21 protein-coding genes, 1 other RNA gene and 1 pseudogene are annotated in these 22,497 nt (G+C 42.4%); 17 read left to right on the top strand and 6 right to left on the bottom strand.

The features are described 5' to 3' along the window. Nucleotides 1–107 precede the first annotated feature (107 nt). From ACXAD1_RS12065 to ACXAD1_RS12040, 6 genes are all read left to right on the top strand, one after another. Nucleotides 108–1,100, top strand: a complete 993-nt coding sequence (locus ACXAD1_RS12065; protein WP_206839431.1) for a 2-keto-3-deoxygluconate permease — start codon at nt 108–110, stop codon at nt 1,098–1,100. Next, nucleotides 1,093–2,355: a four-carbon acid sugar kinase family protein gene (locus tag ACXAD1_RS12060; RefSeq protein ID WP_474910123.1), complete on the top strand. Its 1,263-nt coding sequence runs from the start codon at nt 1,093–1,095 to the stop codon at nt 2,353–2,355. Before ACXAD1_RS12065 ends, ACXAD1_RS12060 begins: the two co-directional genes overlap by 8 nt. A gap of 50 nt (nt 2,356–2,405) precedes the next feature. Continuing rightward, entirely contained in the window at nt 2,406–3,413 is a 1,008-nt protein-coding gene (pdxA, locus tag ACXAD1_RS12055; protein WP_474910122.1) for a 4-hydroxythreonine-4-phosphate dehydrogenase PdxA, read from the top strand. A 165-nt stretch (nt 3,414–3,578) separates the two neighbouring features. Continuing rightward, the gene (locus tag ACXAD1_RS12050) at nt 3,579–4,838 is read left to right on the top strand and encodes an ATP-binding protein (RefSeq protein ID WP_474910121.1); all 1,260 of its coding nucleotides are present in this window, start codon (nt 3,579–3,581) and stop codon (nt 4,836–4,838) included. Between the two features lie 115 nt (nt 4,839–4,953). Beyond that, nucleotides 4,954–6,024 (top strand): TDT family transporter, encoded by a 1,071-nt coding sequence (locus ACXAD1_RS12045; RefSeq protein WP_474910120.1) that lies wholly within the window; start codon nt 4,954–4,956, stop codon nt 6,022–6,024. Between the two features lie 349 nt (nt 6,025–6,373). Beyond that, complete coding sequence (locus tag ACXAD1_RS12040; protein ID WP_019381338.1) at nt 6,374–6,466, top strand: putative holin-like toxin; 93 nt, start codon at nt 6,374–6,376, stop codon at nt 6,464–6,466. Nucleotides 6,467–6,495: 29 nt separating this feature from the next. On the opposite strand, the gene ACXAD1_RS12035 is transcribed toward ACXAD1_RS12040, so the two are convergent. The 3 genes from ACXAD1_RS12035 to ACXAD1_RS12025 all read right to left on the bottom strand — a co-directional run bounded on the left by ACXAD1_RS12035 (nt 6,496) and on the right by ACXAD1_RS12025 (nt 7,387). Then, nucleotides 6,496–6,822, bottom strand: a complete 327-nt coding sequence (locus ACXAD1_RS12035; protein ID WP_370222170.1) for a hypothetical protein — start codon at nt 6,820–6,822, stop codon at nt 6,496–6,498. Between the two features lie 18 nt (nt 6,823–6,840). Further along, the gene (locus ACXAD1_RS12030) at nt 6,841–7,008 is read right to left on the bottom strand and encodes a hypothetical protein (RefSeq protein ID WP_206839438.1); all 168 of its coding nucleotides are present in this window, start codon (nt 7,006–7,008) and stop codon (nt 6,841–6,843) included. A gap of 205 nt (nt 7,009–7,213) precedes the next feature. Then, entirely contained in the window at nt 7,214–7,387 is a 174-nt protein-coding gene (locus ACXAD1_RS12025) for an aspartyl-phosphate phosphatase Spo0E family protein (protein ID WP_370222166.1), read from the bottom strand. 264 nt (nt 7,388–7,651) lie between these two features. Between ACXAD1_RS12025 and ACXAD1_RS12020 the strand changes: the two genes are divergently transcribed. From ACXAD1_RS12020 to ACXAD1_RS12000, 5 genes and pseudogenes are all read left to right on the top strand, one after another. After that, entirely contained in the window at nt 7,652–8,503 is an 852-nt protein-coding gene (locus ACXAD1_RS12020) for a glycerophosphodiester phosphodiesterase (protein WP_474910119.1), read from the top strand. A 367-nt stretch (nt 8,504–8,870) separates the two neighbouring features. Further along, nucleotides 8,871–10,132, top strand: a pseudogene (locus tag ACXAD1_RS12015) (L-lactate MFS transporter). A 473-nt stretch (nt 10,133–10,605) separates the two neighbouring features. Further along, nucleotides 10,606–12,966, top strand: coding sequence for an FdhF/YdeP family oxidoreductase (locus ACXAD1_RS12010; RefSeq protein WP_370222169.1), 2,361 nt, complete (start codon nt 10,606–10,608; stop codon nt 12,964–12,966). A 587-nt stretch (nt 12,967–13,553) separates the two neighbouring features. After that, complete coding sequence (locus ACXAD1_RS12005) at nt 13,554–14,435, top strand: LysM peptidoglycan-binding domain-containing protein (protein ID WP_474910118.1); 882 nt, start codon at nt 13,554–13,556, stop codon at nt 14,433–14,435. 107 nt (nt 14,436–14,542) lie between these two features. Then, nucleotides 14,543–15,052: a hypothetical protein gene (locus tag ACXAD1_RS12000; protein WP_474910117.1), complete on the top strand. Its 510-nt coding sequence runs from the start codon at nt 14,543–14,545 to the stop codon at nt 15,050–15,052. Between the two features lie 20 nt (nt 15,053–15,072). On the opposite strand, the gene ACXAD1_RS11995 is transcribed toward ACXAD1_RS12000, so the two are convergent. Then, nucleotides 15,073–15,570 (bottom strand): CBO0543 family protein, encoded by a 498-nt coding sequence (locus ACXAD1_RS11995; RefSeq protein ID WP_474910116.1) that lies wholly within the window; start codon nt 15,568–15,570, stop codon nt 15,073–15,075. Between the two features lie 220 nt (nt 15,571–15,790). Here ACXAD1_RS11995 and ssrS point away from each other — a divergent pair. Beyond that, nucleotides 15,791–15,986: non-coding RNA, 6S RNA (ssrS, locus tag ACXAD1_RS11990), on the top strand. A gap of 93 nt (nt 15,987–16,079) precedes the next feature. After that, a complete protein-coding gene (locus ACXAD1_RS11985; RefSeq protein WP_206839448.1) occupies nt 16,080–16,790 on the top strand; it encodes a polysaccharide deacetylase family protein in 711 nt (236 codons plus the stop codon). A gap of 31 nt (nt 16,791–16,821) precedes the next feature. Here the strand turns inward: ACXAD1_RS11985 and ACXAD1_RS11980 are convergent, their stop codons facing one another. After that, nucleotides 16,822–17,097, bottom strand: coding sequence for a YqhV family protein (locus ACXAD1_RS11980; protein WP_009334318.1), 276 nt, complete (start codon nt 17,095–17,097; stop codon nt 16,822–16,824). 343 nt (nt 17,098–17,440) lie between these two features. On the opposite strand from ACXAD1_RS11980, the gene ACXAD1_RS11975 reads away from it, so the two are divergent. Continuing rightward, complete coding sequence (locus ACXAD1_RS11975; RefSeq protein ID WP_474910115.1) at nt 17,441–18,139, top strand: class I SAM-dependent methyltransferase; 699 nt, start codon at nt 17,441–17,443, stop codon at nt 18,137–18,139. Nucleotides 18,140–18,163: 24 nt separating this feature from the next. Continuing rightward, a complete protein-coding gene (locus ACXAD1_RS11970) occupies nt 18,164–18,679 on the top strand; it encodes a GrpB family protein (RefSeq protein WP_474910114.1) in 516 nt (171 codons plus the stop codon). Nucleotides 18,680–19,828: 1,149 nt separating this feature from the next. Here ACXAD1_RS11970 and ACXAD1_RS11965 read toward each other — a convergent pair. Further along, the gene (locus ACXAD1_RS11965) at nt 19,829–20,560 is read right to left on the bottom strand and encodes a GntR family transcriptional regulator (protein ID WP_474910113.1); all 732 of its coding nucleotides are present in this window, start codon (nt 20,558–20,560) and stop codon (nt 19,829–19,831) included. Nucleotides 20,561–20,844: 284 nt separating this feature from the next. On the opposite strand from ACXAD1_RS11965, the gene ACXAD1_RS11960 reads away from it, so the two are divergent. Both ACXAD1_RS11960 and ACXAD1_RS11955 read left to right on the top strand, forming a co-directional pair. Then, nucleotides 20,845–21,150 (top strand): PTS sugar transporter subunit IIB, encoded by a 306-nt coding sequence (locus tag ACXAD1_RS11960; RefSeq protein ID WP_474910112.1) that lies wholly within the window; start codon nt 20,845–20,847, stop codon nt 21,148–21,150. A 2-nt stretch (nt 21,151–21,152) separates the two neighbouring features. After that, nucleotides 21,153–22,487, top strand: a complete 1,335-nt coding sequence (locus tag ACXAD1_RS11955; protein WP_474910111.1) for a PTS sugar transporter subunit IIC — start codon at nt 21,153–21,155, stop codon at nt 22,485–22,487. Nucleotides 22,488–22,497 lie beyond the last annotated feature (10 nt).

Below are 22,497 nucleotides of genomic sequence, written 5' to 3'. Positions count from 1 at the left end.
TTTCTGTGAAAAGTGTTGAATTTTGCATTGAAAGCGTTTAATATAAAACTGTAATCGTTTTCAGTGATGTTTAAAATTGAAACATATATAAAGGGGATGTTAAAATTATGAAGATCAAAGCAACTCTTGAACGAATTCCAGGCGGGATGATGGTAGTTCCGTTGCTAATTGCAGCAATACTTAATACTTTTGCACCTGATTTGCTCCGTATCGGAAATTTTACTCAAGCATTGTTTGTTGACGGTGCATCAGCTTTAATCGCTTTATTTCTGCTATGTACAGGTGCTCAAATTAACGTAAAATCATTTGGTGTTTCAATAGGAAAAGGGGCAACCCTTTTAGCTACGAAGTGGGTAGTCGGTGCGGCATTCGGGTTAATCGCTTACATGTTTGCAGGTGAAAATGGCCTTTGGCTGGGTTTGGCTCCAATTGCGATTATTGCAGCTATGACGAACAGTAATGGCGGCCTATTCGTCGCACTTGTCGGCCAGTATGGAAGCAAGGAAGACCGTGCAGCATATTCATTGCTGGCTCTAAATGACGGTCCGTTTTTAACAATGGTGGCCCTATCCATTTTTGGTGCTATGGGCTTTGTTGATGGCATGTTCTCATTGCAATCCTTCATTGCCGTGCTGCTTCCAATTCTGGTAGGTATGGTATTGGGTAACCTGGATGAAGAAATGCGTGTATTCCTTGATAATGGAAGCTCCATGCTCATTCCATTTTTCGCTTTCGCCCTTGGAATGGGAATTGACTTCGGTGCCATTGTAGAAGGCGGTCTATCAGGTATTATACTTGGCCTGTTAACAGTATTCGTAACGGGTACAGCAGGATATCTAGTGTTTAAAGCGTTTAAGTGGAATCCAATTGTAGGTGCTGCTGAAGGCTCCACTGCAGGAAATGCTGTAGCAACACCAGCTGCCATTGCAGCGGCAAGTGCAGGGTTTGCGCAGTATGCTGAATTGGCGACAGTTCAGGTTGCGGCATCTACTGTGACAACCGCAATCCTGCTTCCGCTCTATATAGCGTTTTTGGTGAAGCGTCTAGAGAGAAAAGGTTATGAGTTTAATGAAGGAAACCTGAAGAAAGTTAATGGCTAAGGAAGTGGTTCTTGTGTTTGAAAAATTTGGCATTATCGCGGATGATTTGACTGGTGCTAATGATTCAGGAGTGCAGCTGGCGAAAAAAGGGCTGACTGCCACTGTTATGATGGATCTTACCGGGAAAAGCATTCAATCTGACCCTGATGTCTTAATTGTTGATACTGACAGCCGTGCAAAAACACAAGAGGAAGCATATGAAGCAGTCGAAAAAGCTGCTTCTCTTCTTTTTGATAAAGGCTATGCTCATGTCTATAAAAAAGTGGATTCAACTTTAAGAGGAAATATATCAGCTGAACTGGCAGCGCTTGAAAAGGTATATCAGCCGGAAATCGTTGTTATTGCCCCGGCATTTCCGAAAATGAATCGTACAACGGTATCTGGACATCATTATGTAAATGGTGAACTGATTACAGAAACAGAGTTTGGAAGGGATCCAAAGACCCCTGTAACGGAAAGCTTTCTGCCTCACTTGTTAAATAAGGATGCGGGAAAGGATATTGCATTGATGGATCTGGAATTGATCCGAGGAGATAAAGCAGATATTCTACAATTCATTGAAGGTGCTGTTGCGGCGGGGAAAACCTGGATTATTTGCGACAGTGAAAGGGAAGAGGATCTGCAGGTAATTGCCGAGATTTTCACAAGCCTTCAGAAAAAAATTATTTGGACCGGCTCTGGTGCCCTGGTTGAATATTTACCCGATGCACTAAAGCTTATATCTCATCGAGAAAAAGGTCATGAGGAGAATAACATCAGGAAAACTCTCACCGTTTCAGGGAGTCTGTCACAGGTTACAAAAAATCAGCTTTCCCGGATTAGAGAACTTGATCAATCTTATTTTGCTGAAATCAATCCAATCCAATTGGTTAATCATTCAATAGATTTTGAAGAAGTCATTAAAGAAATTGAACAAAATCAGGATAAAAACCATTTTGTTGTCTATGTGGATTCTTGCAATCAGAACCGGGATGCAGCCCGTATAGCGGGAGAAGCAATAGGATTATCAGGAAAGCAGATTGGGGAACGGATTGCCAAGGGACTGGGGCAAATTGCAAACAGACTTGTAAATGAGTTCCCGGAACTCGACGGCTTGATTTTAACAGGCGGGGACATAGCAAAAGCTGCTTGTTCAGAATTCGGGATCCAGGAAATGGAGCTCCATACAGAAATAGAACCAGGTCTCCCTTTTGGCCGGCTGCAGCAGGGAAAAAAGCTATTGGGCTGTAACAAAAGCAGGGGGATTCGGCAATGAGCAATCCCTGGTAAACGCAATACATTATATGACAGGAAAGGTTGAGTGCAATGAGTCAAACTAAACCAGTAGTAGGCATTACAATGGGGGATGCAGCGGGCGTAGGGCCGGAAATTATTTTAAAAAGCCTTGCAGAGGCTGAAATGTATGAAATAAGCAACCCGCTTGTCATTGGTGATAGAAAAATTTTAGAGCGGGCCAAACCTTTTGTTAACAGCGGGCTTGTTATTGAAGCGGTAAGCGCAGAGGAATTACACGAGATCCCATATAAGCATGGGGTAGTACATTGCCTTGATTTGGACCTTTTGCCGGAAGACCTTCCGATTGGACAGGTATCTCCGGAGGCTGGAAACGCAGCATTTCAATATTTAGCCAAAGCGATCGAATTGGCAAAAGAAAATCGGATTGATGCGATTTGTACTGCACCTTTAAACAAGGAAGCATTACAAAAGGGCGGCCATATGTATCCAGGCCATACAGAGATTTTAGCGGATTTGACCAATACGAAAGATTATTCCATGATGTTATCCGCACCAAACTTAAGGGTTATCCATGTGACAACACATGTCGGGATTATTGATGCAGTTAAAATGATCAATCCTGAAAGAGTGTACCACGTGCTGAAGCTGGCCCATGACACATTGAAAAAAGCCGGCATTGAATCACCTAAAATTGCTGTTTGCGGAATCAATCCTCATGCAGGCGAAAATGGATTATTCGGGTATGGCGAAGAGGAAGAAAAAGTTGTTCCGGGAGTAGAGAAAGCACAGGCAGAGGGTATTGATGCTATAGGGCCGCTGCCGGCTGACACATTATTTTTCAGAGCTGTGCGGGGCGACTTTGATATTGTAGTTGCTATGTACCATGATCAGGGGCATGGGCCTGTTAAGGTTTTGGGTCTGGATGCCGGGGTTAATATCACAGTCGGCCTTCCCATCATTCGTACAAGTGTTGATCACGGTACAGCTTTCGATATTGCCGGAAAAGGCATAGCTGACGAGAAAAGCTTAATGGAAGCCATGCGTCAGGCAGTAGAGCTTGCTCCTAAGAAGAAATAGGCTTATTTTAACCTGCTCGGGGATTATCAGCAGCCCCAGGCGGGTTTTTTTATGGAATTTAATAGATAATAGACTTGTTCACTTATTTAAATTTTTTTTGAAAATGTTATCGGTAACCTCACATTTGATGCTAAAATATAGAAAAAAACACAAAAAGAGGACTATATGAGTAAACGGACAGGTCAAATTTCACTTGTGCTTATTTCGGTTCTATTTACCTCTTATCAATCCATTTTCTCGCATGAAACGTTTTTTACTTTTGATTTTTTTCTATTTACATGTATTGCCTGGTTTGTTGGCTGGCAGTTTGACAAAAGCAGGTACTATGCAGAAAAAGCGCGGGCCAGCGAGAGGAGCTACAAATTGCTTCTGGAATCACTTCCGGTTTCCGTGCTCATACATAAGGATTTTGAAATTTTGTATGCAAACTCCTCTGCTGTCAGCGTATTGTCGGCATCAGATAAAGATGCATTAATTGGCAGGTCGCTTCTTGACTTTATCGAAATGGACTATAAGGGCCGATTGCAGGAGCGATATCAGTACATTAAGTCAGAGAAGCAGCTTTTAAACAATATAGAATATCAGGTAAAACGTTTGGATGGAGCCAGGAGGTATTTTGAAGTTTCATCACTATATGTTGAATATGAAGGAAAAGAGGCCATACTCTCTATCGGAACTGATATTTCCGATAAAAAAGAGGAACAGGAAAAGCTTCTGCAAAAATCGGAAAAGCTGGCACTTCTGGGCCAAATGGCAGCCGGAATCGCACATGAAATCCGCAATCCTCTTACCTCGATCAAAGGGTTTGTTCAGCTCTTCAAGTCAAATAGCCAAAAAGACGAATACTTTGACATTGTACTATCGGAACTGGACCGCATAAATGGAATCGTCGGTGAATTTTTAGTGCTTGCAAAGCCGACTGCAGACATTTTCGAAAAGCAGGACCTTACTAAATTAATCAACGAAGTGATTCTTCTGAGCAGCACCCAATCCATTTTAAATAATGTGGAAATTACAGTAGAAAATAAACTTCATGACCCCATGATTCATTGTGAAAAGAACCAATTGAAACAAGTATTCCTTAACATTATTAAAAATGCCATTGAAGCTATGCCAGGCGGAGGCCAGTTAAATATTAAAGTTTTTAAAAAAAACGGCAACACTATTTCCATTCAATTCATCGATCAGGGTGTTGGCATTTCAGAAGAAAGGATATCAAGTCTGGGGGAACCTTTCTATACGACAAAGGAAAAAGGAACCGGGCTGGGACTGATGATTTGCTATAAAATTATTGAAAACCATAATGGCCGCTTAATAGTCGAAAGTAAAGTTGGGGAAGGCACGAAGATTGAGATAGAACTCCCATATGAGGGGGATTCGATACAGGCAGAAGGTAATCAAAACTGGAACAGCGTTTTGATTTAAATAGTTGAGCGGGGGCTGACAGTGCATGGAAATGCGCTGTTTTTTTATCCCCACCGACAGGGTCACTTGCATAGGATGTTATAATTATAATAAATTCATTTTAACGGTGATTATAGTGTTTTATTTCATTTTGCTTGGCCTTCTGTTTATCGGGGCTGTTTTGGTTATCATTCGCAAAAAAGTTAATATCCATACGGCTGCGATGGCGGCTGTGATGGCGCTTGGCATTGTAACACAGGGAGTTTTGCTGAATTTCTTCGGTTTGTCCTTCTTTTTGGGGAGCCTCGGCAAGATTTTAAGTATAGCAGATTTAGCCTTATGGATGGCCATTCTGGTATCGATCGGAATGACCATTTATAGAGGAGAGTTTAAGAAGCTGCATTACACTAATCCCATTAACCGATTTGGCATTGGAACCTGGGTGGCAGGAACGTCGATTTGCGGAATCATGTTCTTCAAGCATTTTGGTGCAGGTGCAGAAGCCCAGGCGCTGGCCATTCTCAATGCGGGATTATGGATTATTTATATTGGGATTAGTTTAATAGGCTTCAAGGAGCTCAAGGATACATCCTTTGGACAGCAGGCACATGGAGTTTTGCTGCTGACGACGGTCAGCACACAATCTCTTGTGCTGCTATTCAATACTGTCTTCGCAGATGTACCTGGCGTTCTGAATGCCGCTCTTATTATTTCCGGTCTGCTTTTTTACTCCATCAGTGCGTGGTTTATTCTTAAACGTTATGCCGTTCGCGGCTGGAACATTGCGAAGGATTGGAATAATACCAATTGCATTTTTCACGGTGCCCTGTCCATCAGCGGGCTCGCCATGTATAAATCCGGCGTTGTAGCCCATCAGGCGGCTGCCTGGTTTTGGCTTGCCGTTTTCCTGGTTTTCATTGTGGTGGAGACTATTGAAATAGTAAGGCTGGTATGGCGCATTCGAATATACGGCTTGAAGGAAGGCATCTTCACATACGATGTGACACAGTGGAGCCGAATTTTCACTTTTGCGATGTTCTTTACGTTTACCTTTTTCATAGAAAGCCCGGTGCAGGCAGTTATCTTAAATACAGGCATTTGGATCATTCTAATGTTATTGATTGTTGAATTATATTTAAGTGCTGATTCATTAAGAAGGAAACATGCCCAGGTTCCGCTGGCATTTGGAAAAGAAAGTTCGGGATAAGTGCTAAGCGCACATAAATTTTTCTATCCGCAAGTAAAAATCGCTTATCCGCAAATAAATTTGGCTTTCCGCAAGTAAAAATCGCTTATCCGCAAGTAAATTTGGAAAGCATATATAAATTCAAGCTTTGCACAAATAAGTCTGAATAAAACGCGCATAAGAGTGGGGCAATTTTTGAGGAAAGCTTAAGAAAATAGCGGATTTTCACAAAAAAGAGCCAGTCACATGCAATTTTGCAATGTGGCTGGCTCTTTTTAGGCCTTTTGGACGGATTTTCAAATGGGCACTTATCCTGAGTATAGGACAAGTTTGGTTCCGGGAAGGCTGAAGATAAGGAGGCGATGTATAAATGGGTACCTTTGAAGTGTTGTCTTTGATGATTAGTTTCGGTATGTTTGTTATCGCCATGCTCCAGTTCACAAATAGAGACAGGGATTCATGAACACGCTCTCAAGCGTGTTTTTTTCGTCTTTAGTTGGAAAGCTCCTCATATTCTTTCTTAATATCTTCTGCGGTTTTATCTATTTCTTCTCCCCAATGGTCATTGACCTTGTTGAACACAATATTGCCTTTTGTATCCATTAAAGCGTAGCCTCTATAGGCTGCGTCACCATTTTTCATATCAGCCTTTTCAATGAGCTTCATTTCAGGATCTGACACAAATGGGAGGCTGTGCCCCATTTTTTCTTCAAGCGCATTATACAGCTCAAGCTGCTGCTCAGGCTGATCGTTGCTGACGATGTACATGTTGGCGTCCATGCCTTCTAATTTATCCATATTCTGATGCAACTCGACCAGTTGCTGCTGACAGAGTCCTCAGGTGTATGTCGTGATAAAGAAGAAAACACTTGGCTTGTCCTGCGGGAAGGTAACTTCATTGCTGGTTTGGTCCTTTAAGGTGATCGCTTCCTGTGCCTGATCTTTACCGCAGGCTGTCAGAACAAGAAGCAGGATTCCTAATAAAATCATGAATTTTTTCTTCATAAGATCTCCAATTCCTTGTAGTTGTTATCCTCTCATTATGGCTATATTTTTAGTTTTTCTCAATAAAAATGCTTAAGTGTGCGAATGTAGTTTCTCCCAGTTATTCCTGAGGAAGCGCTCAATCATAAAACAAACACACCCCTATTTAAAAGAGTGTGCGTTTTATGGAATATTTATTACTTTTGAGGTAATAATCGGGGAAATTCTAAAGGATGAATTTGCTGCGCTGCACCCTATAAATGAGCTTATCGAGCTCCTCTGAGTACATGAGCGTTTCTGGGTGTGACAATCCCTTTCTTTTTCCAACAGAAATCATCTTTTTGCGCAGGACATCGATGTCATGATGAAGTTTTTTTATAGTAGTCGAAGTTGTGGTCATTGATTCGGCTCCTAATCAGGGGATGAAATACTATATTCTATTATCGACAAATTAAACTGCAAATAAACAGATTCGACAAAACTTATAAAAAGATTACAAGTTTCTACATTAAAGACTTTCTAGTGAATGAGGCCTATTTCGAAATGCTTGTATTAATATTCCTGTAAACTATTATTCTTCCAGACTTTACATAGACTTATAACAGGGTTAATATTTCGTCACTATTCTTAATGTGTAAACCATTATAGATAGGGGACGAAGACATTGAAAAAGAAAATGATTTCGGTAATTGGTGCGGCTGTCATTGGGCTGAATGTTTTTGGAGGAGGTGCAGCATTGGCAAAGGATATGCATAAGGACATTGTGAATGTATCGCATCGCGGTGCGTCAGCTTATGCACCTGAACATACAATCGCTTCATATGATATGGGCGAGAAAATGCATGGGGATTATATCGAAATTGATTTGCAGATGACAAAGGATGGACATCTCATTGCGATGCATGACGTGACGCTTGACCGGACGACAGATGGAACAGGGTCCGTAAAGGATTACACTTTAAATGAAATTAAGCAGCTTGATGCAGGCAGCTGGTTTAACGAGAAGTACCCATATGCAGCAAAAGCGGAATACAAAGACTTAAAGGTGCCGACACTTGAAGAGGTTTTCAAGAAGTTTGGAAAAAACAACAGCTACTACATTGAAACAAAATCACCGGATGTTTACCCTGGCATGGAAAAAGAACTGCTTCGACTGGTTGATAAGTACAAGATTAATAAAAATAAATTGCTGGTACAGTCCTTCAGTCCTCAAAGCCTTAAAGTGATGAATGAATTGGACTCCTCAATTAAACTCGTACAATTAATTTCATATAAAGCGAACGCAGAAATTACTGATGCAGAGATTAAGGAAATCAAGCAATACGCGATGGGCATCGGTCCTAATCATACGTATTTGAATGAGGAATATGTGCAAAAGGTTGTGAACAGCGGCCTTGAACTGCACCCGTATACGGTCAATGACAAGGAAAGAATGAAGCAGCTGATAAACTGGGGAGTAACCGGTATGTTCACAAACCATCCGGATTTGCTGCATGAAGTGAAAAAAGGGAAATAAATAGAAAGAACTTCGGGGATCATTTCCGGAGTTCTTTTTGTATATAAACCAACACCGCCATAGTGAAAAATTGCTAAAAAGGGCTTGAACATGTTATTTCAAAGTGATATGATTTTTTATAGTTCAAAAATCTGTCACATTTTGATTTGAGATAGCGAACCTGTCGTCGGTTAAAATGTCATCAGATTCTATGAAGATTAACAGTTGGTCCTTTAAGCAGCGATTCCTGCTTGATACTAACCGTCAATCCTGCTTCGGCATGCCCAAATTCGGGAATGCGGGAGAGATTGGCGGTTTTTTTATTTCAAGAAACAATCCTGTAACCGCTTTAAAAAGCAGGATACGAGCATTATGAGGGGGAAAAAGAGTGAAAAAGACAAAAAATCGGTGGCTGATTGCCGCCTCGGCCGTTGGGATTCATATCTCAATCGGTTCGGTTTACGCCTGGAGCAACTTTACCAATCCATTGATTGAGCAGTTTGGCTGGACATCAAAGGAGGTACAGCTGACCTTCAGTTTGGCGATCCTATTCTTAGGGCTGTCAGCCGCATTCCTTGGCCATTTTGTTGAAAAGCATGGACCGAAAAAGGCTGGTCTTCTGGCAGCAGGATTCTTTGGAGCCGGCATGCTTGGAGCCGGTGTGGCAGTAAATATGGGGTCATTGCCATTTTTGTACATAACCTACGGTGTTCTTGGGGGAATTGGTCTGGGAGTCGGCTATATTGCTCCGGTCTCCACACTGGTAAAATGGTTCCCGGACCGCCGTGGATTCGCAACCGGCCTCGCCATCATGGGATTTGGCTTCGCTGCAGCAGTAGCGAGCCCGGTCATGGATGGACTGATTAAATCTGTTGGGACAGCAAACACGTTCTTCATTTTAGGTGCAGCTTACTTAATCATCATGACATTATCATCATTATATTTAGAAAAACCGCCTGCAGATTGGGCACCTGAAGGCATGAAAGAAAAAGCCGAGCCGGAAAAATCAAAATCAAACAGGATTTGGCACAGTTAACGGCGAATGAAGCAGTAAAGACTTCCAGATTCTATTATTTATGGATCATGCTGTTCATTAATGTAACCTGCGGAATTGCGATTTTGTCCGCTGCAAAGCCACTGGCACAGGAAAGCATTGGCCTGACAACAGCTGAAGCGGCTACGCTCGTCGGTGTGCTTGGTATCTTTAATGGACTTGGCCGTCTGGCATGGGCATCCATTTCTGATTACATTGGCCGCCCGAATACGTATACGATTTTCTTCGTATCACAGATTGCTCTGTTCCTATTCCTGCCGATAACAAAAGAAGCCATTTTATTCCAGATCATGCTCGCCATTGTGTACACTATGTATGGCGGAGGCTTCTCTTCCATCCCGGCATTTATCGGTGATGTATTTGGAACAAAGCAGCTTGGCGCCATTCACGGATACATTCTTACAGCTTGGGCTGCCGCAGGACTTGCAGGTCCAATGTTTGCAGCCTGGATGAAGGATTCAACAGGAAGCTATGCTTCAAGTCTAACAAGCTTTGCTGGACTTTTTGTGGTGGCGCTTATAGTGTCCATCCTGATCCGGTTCGATATTAAAAAATTGCGCAAGCAAAATGAAGCAAATAAGCGTATGGCAAGTTAAATTAAATAAAAACAGCATTCAAGATAGATAGTGTCTAGCTCCAGCGCCTAGCCCCTCGGGTCATAAGCCAAATCACTCCAGAAATCAGGACAAGGAACGCTTCGTCGGCGATACATCGCCCGACCAAAGCTTGTTTGGGAGGTTTCCTGCGTGATTCGTCTTATGCCTGTCGGACTTGCACAGGATGTGCGGGCTTCAACGTTCGCCACAGGACGTGGCGGTTTTTAGTTGAAGTTCATCTCAGCAAGGCGCTTCCGCTTTTCTTATGGTATGGCACTTGGCAGCGATCCTGCTAAAGACTAACCGCCGCAGAAATCAGCATCTAGTAGTAGAGGCTTTTTGCGGTGGTTTTTTATGCAAAAAGGTCAAATTTATTCCATTTGGCCATATACAATAATAAACGCTATTTAAACATTGGAAATTAAGAGATTCAGGATCTCTATTAAATAGAAAAAATCAAGGGAGTGTTTCAGGTGGGAAAAACAAAGCATCCAGGACCTCAGAATAAAAAGGCAATGCCGGATCCGAAGCATTGGGTGAGCCCCATTCCATTTGGGCTCGGCAAAATAAAGCCGAAGCATATGAGGGATACAGCAAAAATCCTGTGGGAAAACAAAGATAATATCGGGTATGCCACGAATATTTTAACGAAAGGTGTATGTGACGGATGTGCCCTTGGCGTTTCCGGCCTTTATGACCAGACACTTAAGGGGCCGCATGTATGTACTACAAGATTAAATGTCCTTCGTTTGAATACGGCCGGCGCAATTAAACCGGAAATTCTGCATGCTGATATCGATGAGCTGCGCAAGTACGACAGCACCGAGCTTCGTAAATTGGGCCGCATTCCTTATCCGATGATCCGCAGAAAGGGAGAGCGCAAATTCTCCCGGATCACTTGGGATGATGCCATGAACATGATTGCTGAAAAAATGAAGGTTCTAGATCCTAAACAGTATGCGTTTTACCTGACCAGCCGCGGAATTACGAATGAATCCTATTATGTGGCCGGAAAAGTTGCCCGCTTCCTGGGCACAAACCACATTGACAATGCGAGCCGAATCTGCCATTCGCCTTCAAAAACTGCGTTAAAGCGTTCCATCGGAGTAGGGGCTTCCACGGCCAACTACCTTGATTGGATCGGGACAGATGTCCTGTTATTCTGGGGCAGTGTGGCATCAAACAGCTCGCCAGTATCATCCAAATACATGCTTGAAGCGAAGAAGAACGGCACGAAAATTATCGTCGTCAATCCATATAAAGAGCCGGCGATGGACAAATACTGGATTCCGTCAAATCCTGAATCTGCTTTGTTCGGCACAAAAATCGCAGATGATTTTTATCAGGTAAATATCGGCGGAGATATTGCCTTTATGCATGGCATCATGAAACACTGGTTTGAAATGGAGAAAGCGGAGCGCGGTTCTGCCATCAATCATAAGTTTGTGAACGAGCATGTAAATGGCTACGAAGACTTGAAAAAGAAAGTGAAAGAGCAGTCATGGGAAGAGATTATTAAATCCTCTGGTGTAAGCAAAGAGCGTATCATTGAGCTTGCGGAACTGCTTGCGAACAGCAAAAATGCCGTCTATGCCTGGGCTCTTGGCCTGACCATGCATTCTTTTGCCACTGATAACATTTCACAGGTTGCGAATCTTGCGCTGCTTCGCGGTCATCTGGGCCGAAAACATAATGGGCTTATGCCATTCCGCGGCCATTCATCTGTACAGGGAAGCGGTGAAATGGGTGCAGATCCATTCGTATTGCCTGGCGGTGACTTTTACGGTGACAATTTCTCCCGCATTCAAAACCTATGGGGCTTCGAGCTTGAGAAATGGCAGGGTGATATTGTCGGGGTGACACTGGAGAATATTCTGCTCCCTGAAGACCATGAACGGAAAATCAAGCTTTACTATCTTTCAGGCGGTAACTTCCTTGAGACAATGCCAGACCCTGATTTTATCGAAAAAGCACTGTCCGAACTGGATATTCGTGTTCACCAGGATATTATTTTGAATACATCTACACTGGTTGATGCGAAAGAAGCGGTCATCGTGCTTCCGGCTAAAACAAGATATGAGCAGGAGGGCGGCGGTACTTCCACTTCAACAGAACGGATGGTATACTTCAGCCCGGAAATTGAAGGGAATAAGAATAAAATTGAAGAGGCACGAGAGGAATGGAAAATCTACATTGATCTTGCCAAACGCGTAAAGCCTGAAACTGCACATCTTGTTGAATTCAAAAATGCACAGGAAATCCGTGATGAAATTGCAGTGGCTAACCCTAGTTATGATGGCATCCAGCATCTGAAAAAAGCTGGGGATGTCTTCCAGTGGGGCGGGGCATGGTTATGTGAGGACGGCATCTGCCCGACTCCGGATGGAAAAGGCACACTTATTACCGTGGATATTCCCGACCTTGGTAAGAAAGAAGGCCAATTCATTGTAACGTCACGCCGCGGGAAGCAGTTTAATTCCATGGTCTATAAAGAGGTGGATCCGCTGAATGGTGCCGGACGATATGATGTACTAATGAACGCAGAAGATGGAAAGGATTTAAGCATTGCAGAGGGTGAAGGGATCGTCCTATACAATGGATTCGGAGTATTCCAGGGAAGAGCCAAATTCGTCGACATCGCCCGCGGCAACGTCGAAGTCCACTTCCCGGAAGGAAACTTCCTGTTGCCAAGGGGCCGCTACGAAAAATTCGCTGGTATCCCTGACTACAACATCACGGTTACCCTCGAAAAAGCAGACCGCTACAATGCACGCAAAGACGTGGAATATAACGAAAAACACATTGCTGAAGATGAAATAGATGCACCAGCATAAAAGGGAGAGAGATGGCTTAAGGCCATCTCTTTTCTGTGTATTGAGAGGAAATTGCGATTAACGACCAAATTGAATATGATTCAATGAATATGGTAGTTAATCCGGATGAATAAAGACGAAAAGAGAGCTGCCTCAAGAAAAATGGTAGTTAATCCGGAGGAATAAAGCCGAAAAGAGAGCTGCCTCAAGAAAAATGGTAGTTAATCCGGAGGAATAAAGACGAAAAGAGAGGTGCCTCGGGGAAAATGGTAGTTAATCTGAGTGAATAAAGCCGAAAAGAGAGGTGCCTTGGGGAAAATGGTAGTTAATCTGAGTGAATAAAGCCGAAAAGAGAGGTGCCTTAAGAAAAATGGTAGTTAATCCGGATGAACAAAGCCGAAAAGAGAGGTGCCTTAAGAAAAATAGCAGTAGTCTCCGAAAGAATTCCGACCAAAAGTGACAACATGAAAAATGGCACTTAATCCGAATAAATAGCGCCGAAAAAATGCAGTAAATCTATAACACCTCTTATGCCCAATTTTCAAAATAGGCCCGTCCCTCTGCGACATCCATTATTTCCTTTCGTCATATATAGTGAGGTGAAATTAATGAAGAATATCAAACAGGCAATTGCTGCAGGAGTCATATCTCTGGCAGTTATTTTTTCAGGGGGAGCCGTTTTGGCGGACCACGGCGGAGATAAAGAAATAGCTGTGGTGAAAAAAGGGGATACACTTTATTCCTTGGCTAAGAAGCATCATATGAGTGTGGAGCAGCTTAAGGAGCTGAATCATTTAGCTGGCACGATAATCTATCCGGGGCAGCGTCTCATTCTATCCGGGGAGGAAGCTGGATACCATAAGATTATTGCCGGATCTTTCAGCAAAAAAGGGAATGCGGAAAAGCGGGCAGCACTATTAAAGAAAAAAGAAATCCCAGCGGCAATTGGCACGACAGTTATTGATGGCAAAACCTATTACCGTGTGCAGGCAGGTGCTTTTAAAGACAAAAAGAATGCTGTGAAGCAGCTGGAGGCTGTTAAAAAGGCAGGAATTAAAGATGCCTTCATACTTTCCAAAGAAGATCTTCATATTTTTGGCTTAAAGCCAGGAGATGCCTATGAAGAGATAGTATCCAGGATGGGCAAGCCAAAAAAGACTGAAACCCAGCTCAATATTAAAAGCCTTTACTATCAGGGTGATGGAGCCGGGCTAAGGGTAACCTTAAATATGAAGGATGGTACAATAGGCAGTCTTGCTGTATATCCAGAATATTTAAGCCCGCGTATGTTTCCTGCTCTTCCCTTTACTAAGGCCGAAGTAGTAAAAATGTACGGTGATGCTAACAAGTCAAAAACGGTGACATGTTACGAATCAGCCCAGTGTGAAGAATTAACCTACCAGCTGGATCAATTGGAACTTAAAGCCCGGATTGACAGGGATCAAGCCACTGTTCAGTTTCTTGAAATAACCGATCTGACTTATCGATAATTCCATTTGGAGGCCTCCTGAGCCTCCGTTTTTTTTGAAGGAATATTCTTCCTTTTGGAGAATACTTATATATCTGGGCATTTTTTACCAAACCAGGAGGGAAGGCTATGAAGCAAAAAAAATGGACACCAAAAAAGGAATTGGACGGATCAAATACGCTGATTTTTGGCGATAAGCCGGAAATGCTGCCTGAACAGGCATATATTTCTCTGACAAGAGGGGAAGGATTAAATCTCATTCAGTTGTTTATTAATCAGGTGCTGACCTTATTGGTAATGAATCAGATGAAAAAAGCACCCGGTCTAATCTATGCTGAGCTTAATGGAGAGCTGAAGGAATGGAAGGGAAACGGGCAGACCATGACCATATGGGATGGAAAGCAGATGCCGAAATTCAGAAATCATAATACACATGGCTTTGCAATGAAATTTTTCACATGGATCATTCATCGGAAAAACACTAAAAACTACTATCTTACATACTCTGCAAAAGAGACAATCCCTTCCGTTGCGGAGGTGAAAGATATCTTAAAACAGTACGGCAAGTTTTATGATGGAGGTGTTCTAGCCAGGAAGGCTGCACCACCCGGCACTGGGGAAGATAAGAAGTCATTGTAGAAAAAAACACCAGTTTCCGATTATGATTTTGGAGCTGATGTTTGCTGGTTCTCCGAAGATTTACGAATTAATCCCATAATACCGCGTGTCACTAAAAATGTTCCCATTATAGTTACAAAACTATAATATGAATTCCATGATTTTTTATATCGGATCAGCTGTGTATATTTTTCAAGAAAGTGTTCAGCGCCTGCTGATGGAGCACTGAAAATCAGGGACTTTAACAAAATACCCTTAATACCATTATTCCTTGTCAGCTGATTAAAATAAACACACGTTACCGGGAATATTATATAGCTGAAAAGCACGCTGACATCAAAGGTTTTAAACAGATTTACCGGGTATTTGAGATAGCCTTTACGCACTAGCAGATTATCTAAAAAGGTGGCAATATAGCTTTTTAAAAAGAATATGATAAGCCATTCCTTCATTGGGGGCTTTCTAATCAAATTAAAGAAAGACATAATTCCAAATATAAATAACAAACGCAATAGATTTCTTTCGAATTTTCTTCCCAATTGTTAATCCCCCTTATACACAACCTAAACAGTCTTCCTATATTGTTAAGTTGTTTAACCCGCATTATACGATATTTTCCAAAGGTTTGGATTGTAAAAAATTCCATCATTTTTGTATAAGGCAGTGGGAAAAAATGTAGCATGGGACGCCATTTAGGGGTTATAAAGAGCAGGAAAACATTTCTATTGAAATCATCACATAATTATTTTATTATAATAAAACAAGCTGCATTGTACGTAATCATACTAAAGTTTTAACCTTTAAGCTGATATAGGGAGTTTAACATCGGAACAGGAATGACAAGCCTCTGTCTATATGACAAGGAGGACAGGCAGGAATGTTTCTGCGGACACCCACTTTGAGGAGTGGTGGTTTAAAACTTTCTTATAACAGTTACGGCAAAAGCGGCTCCATACTTATATTAACAAACCAGTTTCCAATCGGGGGCTGGTTTTTTTATTATATAGAAATTATAATTACCCTGATACTGTAGCTGTCAGGAGGAATTATGAAAAAACTGCTAAAAATCAGCTTATTGATCATTTTGATTTTAGGACTTTGCTTTTTGCTGTTTGAAATTTCCAAGTCAAGGAGCTTTCAGTTTTTCGGCGGCCTTGTAAACAAAGCAGAAACAGAGGAAAAAGTGGCAGCATTAACATTTGATGATGGACCAGGAGTCAACACGGAGGAAATATTGGACATTCTGAGGGAAGAAGAAATTAAGGCCACTTTCTACCTGACAGGGCAAGAGATTGAGCAAAATATGGACGACGCTAAAAGGATTGCCGGAGAAGGGCATGAAATTGGCAATCATTCCTATTCTCATACACGAATGGTTCTAAAATCTCCCTCTTTTATTAAAGATGAAATTGAGAAAACAGATGATTTGATCAGGCAGACAGGCTATGAGGGAGAAATTCATTTTCGTCCTCCATATGGAAAAAAACTATTTTTTCTGCCTTACTACTTATCTAAACAGGAGCGTCAGACGATCTTATGGAATATTGAGCCTGAAAGTCATCCGGAAATAGAAGGGGATGCCAATAAAATCACGGAGCATGTTGCTGAGAATATAGAACCAGGCTCCATTATTCTTCTTCATGTCATGTATGAAAGCCGGGAAGAGTCTTTGAAGTCTGTTAAGACAATTATTTCTTCATTGAAAGAGCAGGGTTACCATATGACTACGGTTTCCGAATTGCTGAAGCATCAGAAGTAGAGCTGTCTGTACAGCTCTTTTTCTTATTGGATTAGTTGCCTTTTACCCCATAAAGAATGCAGCCAACTCCGCAAAGTACCCATAAGATCTTGCTTAGTGAAACTTTATCTGCCATTCCAGTCAATCCAATCACTGTCGTCAAGAGAAGCACAGGCGGTCCAATCAGGGCAAGTGAACTATTCACAACCAGTGCCTTTTCGATATCATTCATTTTTATAATTAGTAGGGCAACAAAAATTTCAATGCTGCCAGATATTAGCCGCAGAATCGCCATCCCAAGAATCGCCTTATCAAGAAAAATAAACATCATGTACCTCCTATACCTTCTTGTCAGTCATTATATGTGGGCTACACTAAATGAAGGACAAGTTTTGAGAAGAAAATATTTCATAAATGTTTCGAATATTACGAAATGGTAAAAGTGTGAAGATCGCCAAAGGTTCATAGTGGGCGTATCCGAGCGTTTTTTTATGTTAAAAGACTTAATATTTATTAGACTATTTGAGTTGAAAAGACCCCCTTATAGGGTCTCTAATTGGAAAAATAATGAAGGATTAGCAGGTCGATTTTGCATAAATAATCTATTTTTAATGGAGATGTAATCCTTGATTATGAGGGTTTTAGTAAAATAAAGGAAAGGGGGTATTGCCGTGGAGAAAGCTATTTTACAATATGATGATTTACTGGAAATGCTGGATGGATTGTTAAGAGAACCAAAAGCATTCTGGGAAAATTTTTATGAAGACCGGGACAAAGAGATTCCATTTTTCATAGCGAAGGGGCCAGATGAAAACCTGGATGAGTATGTTCAAAATGGCTTGCGGCCGGGAAGAACCCTAGAGATTGGCTGCGGTCCAGGGAGGAATGCCATTTTTCTGGCGAAGAATGGAGCGCAAGTGGATGCCATTGATTTTTCCGAAAAGGCGATGGAATGGGCTGCTGAAAGAGCAAAAGAAGCACAAGCGGATATTAGCTTTAAATGCGTATCTCTTTTTGATTTCCAATTTGAACCTCACACCTATGATTTTATATATGACAGCGGCATGTTTCATCATCTCCCCCCGCATAGAAGGCTGACATATTTGGAGATAATCAAAGCTGCACTGAAGCCCGGCGGAAAATTCGGACTTGTTTGCTTTAATACGGATGGCGCGCTTCCTACTCCAGACTGGGAGGTATATCACAGCGGCAGCTTAAAGGGAGGCATCGGGTATACTGAAGAACGCTTGAAAAAGATATTTAACAAGGATTTTACTTTCATGGAGTTTAGAAGAATGAAAAAGATTCAGCAGCCTAGTAATCTATTTGGAGAAGATTTTTTATGGGCTTGTTTGATGAGGCCAAAATAGAAGTTTTCAGATTAGGAGGAAATCATGACAAGGCAAGTGGCAGTTGCTCCATATAATCCCGATTGTCCATCCTTATTTAAAAGCGAGGCAGCACTCCTCAAGACTATTTTTAAAAGAGAGATTCTGGACATTCACCATATAGGCAGCACGTCCATTCCAGGTCTGGCAGCTAAGCCGGTCATCGATATAATGCCTATAGTTAATGATATTGAGAGGGTTGATCGCTTCAATGCGGAAATGATTTCACTGGATTACGAACCGCGCGGAGAAAACGGACTGTCTGGCCGGCGGTATTTTCAGAAGGGTGGCAATCAGCGGACCCATCATGTCCATATCTACGAAAAAGGGAATCCTCATATCACCCGGCATCTTGCATTTCGTGATTATTTAAGATTAAACGCAGAAGAAGCAAAAAAATATGGAGCTTTAAAAATGGAGTTAGCGAAACAGCACCCCTTGGACATTGAGGCATACATAAAGGGGAAGGAAGCACTGGTGAGGGAAATTGAGATGAAGGCAATAAAGTGGTATGAGGGTTAATCCATTATTTATTTCTATCAATTTTTAAAATGAGGATACATAAAAACCTTTTTAAACCCTGAATCGGACAGCGAAGGCCAAATGGGAGATGAAAGTGTCCGAATTAGGCACGCATTCGGACAGCAAAGGCCAAAAGGGAGAAGAAGGTGTCCGAATTAGGCACTCATTCGGACAGGAAAGGTCAAATCACAGTTCACTCTGTCCGAATTAGGCACTCATTCGGACAGGAAAGGTCAAATCACAGTTCACTCTGTCCGAATTAGGCACGCATTCGGACAGGAAAGGTCAAAAGGGAGAAGAAGGTGTCCGAATTAGGCACGCATTCGGACAGAAAAGGCCAAAAGGGAGAAGAAGGTGTCCGAATTAGGAACACATTCGGACAGAAAAGGCCAAATGGGAGAGGAAGGTGTCCGAATTAGGCATGCATTCGGACAGGAAAGGTCAAAGGGGAGAAGAAGGTGTCCGAATTAGGCATGCATTCGGACAGGAAAGGTCAAAAGGGAGAAGAAGGTGTCCGAATTAGGCATGCATTCGGACAGAAAAGGTCAAAGGGGAGAAGAAGGTGTCCGAATTAGGCATGCATTCGGACAGCAAAGGCCAAAAGGGAGAAGAAGGTGTCCGAATTAGGAACACATTCGGACAGAAAAGGCCAAAAGGGAGAAGAAGGTGTCCGAATTAGGCATGCATTCGGACAGGAAAGGTCAAAGGGGAGAAGAAGGTGTCCGAATTAGGCATGCATTCGGACAGGAAAGGTCAAAGGGGAGAAGAAGGTGTCCGAATTAGGCATGCATTCGGACAGGAAAGGTCAAATGGGAGAAGAAGGTGTCCGAATTAGGCATGCATTCGGACAGGAAAGGTCAAAAGGGAGAAGAAGGTGTCCGAATTAGGCGTGCATTCGGACAGGAAAGGTCAAATGGAAGTTGAAGGTGTCCGAATTTGACACGCATTCGGACAGGAAAGGTCAAAAGGGAGAAGAAGGTGTCCGAACCAGGCACGCATTCGGACAGCAAAGGCCAAATGAGAGAAGAAATGTGTCCCAATCAGGCACGCATTCAACAATAAAGCCAAAAAGATCACGCTGCCCAATTCAGCTGCACCTCTGCAGCCAACAATAGAGTTCCCGCATATACAGTAGCCTCCGCCTACCTTTTATTCATAATTCCGTTCAATAATAAAATGAGCATAGTCCCCGCGGAACATCGTTTTCGAATACTCGATCAGGCTTCCGTCTTCAATATGGGCAAAGGTTTCAAGAGCGAAACACGGTGTTTCAGGTTTGATTTTTAACAGGTCGCTAATTTCATCTTCCGGGAATGAAATTTCTAAATGCTCGACGGTCTTTTGGATTTTTAAGTTGTATTGAGTCTGCAGCAAATTGTATAAGGATTTTTCACAGGCCTGCCGGTTCAAGCTGGGGGTCTTTTTCCATGGCAGAAAGGCTTTTTCATATTGAAGCGGCTCGTCATCCGCATATCTGATCCGCTCGAGAACATTTACGGGATCGCCTTCTGACAGCTCAAAAACATCTGCTAAGAAGGGATCGGCAGGGATGACTTCCAGATTTATTACTTTTATAAGCGGGTTTTTCCCCTGCATTGCCATTTGCTTTGAAAAGTTTTCGACTGTAGAAGTCAGCCGCTGCTTAACTTTATTGCTTGATACAAAAGTGCCTCTGCCTTGCTGGCGATATATATGGCCCTCTGTGCTCAGCTGCTGGAGTGCTGTTCTAATGGTCGTCCGGCTGACTCCATATTTTTCACAAAACTCCGCTTCTGTCGGCAATTTTGTATCCGGTTTGTATTCTCCATTTCGAATAAGTTCAAGAATGCTTTCTTTAACCTTCAAGTGCAGGGCACTATCCTCGGTGAAACCGTCTTTCATACCCGTTCCTCCTACTCTGTTCTTCTTTCTATTATTCCATAAAACTTATTGTCATATCAATTATAAAATAATTTGTAATAACAAATTTTAAAAATGTATTGAAAAAATATATATTTGTCATTACAATTGATTTCAGGCATAGAATATTGAAGGGGGGTGAATGACTTCAAAAAAGGAATGTTTTTCGTTTAAATTGACTGAATAATCTGTTTTATTGATGGTACTATTAGGATAAGCAATCATTCTATTATTTTGAAATCGCTTACAGAAAAAGGGGGTCAATCATGAATATTTTGTTATGCTGTTCGGCTGGAATGTCTACTAGTCTTCTAGTGACAAAAATGCAGGCAAGTGCTGAAAGCCAGGGAATCGACTGTAAAATTTGGGCTGTTGGCAACGGGGAGGTTAGAAATCATATTGATTCGGCAGATGTCCTGCTGCTTGGACCGCAGATTCGGTTTATGACCGAACAATTGAAGAAGGAGGCAGGCGGCAGGATTCCAGTAGCTCCCATAAACCCTATGCTTTATGGCTTATGCAATGGCGAGGAAGTATTAAAGCAAGCTATTTCATTAATAAAGGGTGAATAGTGATGATGACGTTTATTGAGAAATATATCATGCCTTATGCTATGAAATTCGGCAATAACAGGCATTTGCTTGCTATCCGGGATGCCTTGATCGGGATGATCGCCATCACGATGGTAGGATCATTTGCTGTTCTATTTAATAATTTGGGGGAAATCATTAAGCCGTACGGCAGACTCATGGAAGGCATTTTCGGCGAATCCTGGAAAACACTGGGCGGAGATATCTGGTGGGGCACGTTTGCCTTTTTAACCATATTCGCCGTGTTTGGCATATCCCACAGGCTTGCCAAATCCTATGGGGATGATGGATTCGAGGCGATGCTGGTTGCTGCAGCATGCTTCTTCCTCTTAATCCCTCAGGTTGGCCAGGTGCCTGATACAGAAGGTGTCTGGGGGTTCATAGGCTATGGATACTTTAATGCTACGGCTTTGTTTACAGGGATTGTGGTAGCCCTTCTTGCAACCGAATTATTTATACGACTGACTAGAGTAAAAGCGTTTATTATCAAATTGCCGGATGGAGTCCCTCCAGCTGTCGCAGGGGCTTTTGCCAAATTGGTGCCGGGCATGCTGACGATTTTCGTATTTGGGGTGGCAGGCCTACTGTTCAGAAAAATGACAAATGGGGAATTTTTGAATGACTGGCTCAATGCTACCCTGGTCGCACCTTTGACAAATGCAGCTGATTCATTGCCATTTGCGATCCTTATTGTCTTTCTGGTGCATGGCTTCTGGGCGGTTGGTCTCCATGGGCCTAATATTCTTGGAGGTGTTACAACGCCTTTATTCACATCTCTCGGAACCAAAAATACAGATTTGTATGCTCAGGGTGTGGCGGATCTTGATAAGTATGCCATTTTGGCAGGTCCTTTCCTGGATGCCTTCGTATATCTAGGCGGCTCCGGGGCAACGCTGGGCCTTATCATTGCCATGTTTATTGCAGGACGAAAGAGGCACAAGCAAATGCTGGCATTGGGAACGCCGCCAGGAATCTTCCAAATCAATGAACCATTATTATTCGGTCTTCCGATCGTGTTAAATCCAATCTGGCTAATACCATTTATTTCAGCACCAGTCATTATGACTGTAGTGGCATATCTTGCTATAAAATGGGGCCTTGTTTATCCGGTCGTTGTGGCAAGCATCCCTTGGGTGACGCCTGCAGGAATTGGCGGCTATCTTGCTACAGGAGGACATATTTCCGGTGCAGTGCTGGCACTTGTGAATTTAGCTATTTCCATTGTCATCTATCTTCCATTCGTCTATATAACAGGGAAAATGGACGAAAAGAAACTGAAGCAGGTGCAGCCGGAACAAACACCAACAATTCAAGGTTAGGCGGGTTAAT

The organism is Cytobacillus sp. ABV4_503, from assembly GCF_056158445.1.
Note: the sequence above shows the minus strand (reverse complement) of the source record. Positions and strands in the feature narration are given on the sequence as shown.

Coding starts and splice junctions, on each gene's coding strand:
- ACXAD1_RS12065 (WP_206839431.1), top strand. CDS start 108: ATGAAGATCAAAGCAACTCTTGAACGAATTCCAGGCGGGATGATGGTA.
- ACXAD1_RS12060 (WP_474910123.1), top strand. CDS start 1,093: ATGGCTAAGGAAGTGGTTCTTGTGTTTGAAAAATTTGGCATTATCGCG.
- pdxA (WP_474910122.1), top strand. CDS start 2,406: ATGAGTCAAACTAAACCAGTAGTAGGCATTACAATGGGGGATGCAGCG.
- ACXAD1_RS12050 (WP_474910121.1), top strand. CDS start 3,579: ATGAGTAAACGGACAGGTCAAATTTCACTTGTGCTTATTTCGGTTCTA.
- ACXAD1_RS12040 (WP_019381338.1), top strand. CDS start 6,374: ATGGGTACCTTTGAAGTGTTGTCTTTGATGATTAGTTTCGGTATGTTT.
- ACXAD1_RS12030 (WP_206839438.1), bottom strand. CDS start 7,008: ATGAAGAAAAAATTCATGATTTTATTAGGAATCCTGCTTCTTGTTCTG.
- ACXAD1_RS12025 (WP_370222166.1), bottom strand. CDS start 7,387: ATGACCACAACTTCGACTACTATAAAAAAACTTCATCATGACATCGAT.
- ACXAD1_RS12005 (WP_474910118.1), top strand. CDS start 13,554: ATGAAGAATATCAAACAGGCAATTGCTGCAGGAGTCATATCTCTGGCA.
- ACXAD1_RS12000 (WP_474910117.1), top strand. CDS start 14,543: ATGAAGCAAAAAAAATGGACACCAAAAAAGGAATTGGACGGATCAAAT.
- ACXAD1_RS11985 (WP_206839448.1), top strand. CDS start 16,080: ATGAAAAAACTGCTAAAAATCAGCTTATTGATCATTTTGATTTTAGGA.
- ACXAD1_RS11980 (WP_009334318.1), bottom strand. CDS start 17,097: ATGTTTATTTTTCTTGATAAGGCGATTCTTGGGATGGCGATTCTGCGG.
- ACXAD1_RS11970 (WP_474910114.1), top strand. CDS start 18,164: ATGACAAGGCAAGTGGCAGTTGCTCCATATAATCCCGATTGTCCATCC.
- ACXAD1_RS11965 (WP_474910113.1), bottom strand. CDS start 20,560: ATGAAAGACGGTTTCACCGAGGATAGTGCCCTGCACTTGAAGGTTAAA.
- ACXAD1_RS11960 (WP_474910112.1), top strand. CDS start 20,845: ATGAATATTTTGTTATGCTGTTCGGCTGGAATGTCTACTAGTCTTCTA.
- ACXAD1_RS11955 (WP_474910111.1), top strand. CDS start 21,153: ATGATGACGTTTATTGAGAAATATATCATGCCTTATGCTATGAAATTC.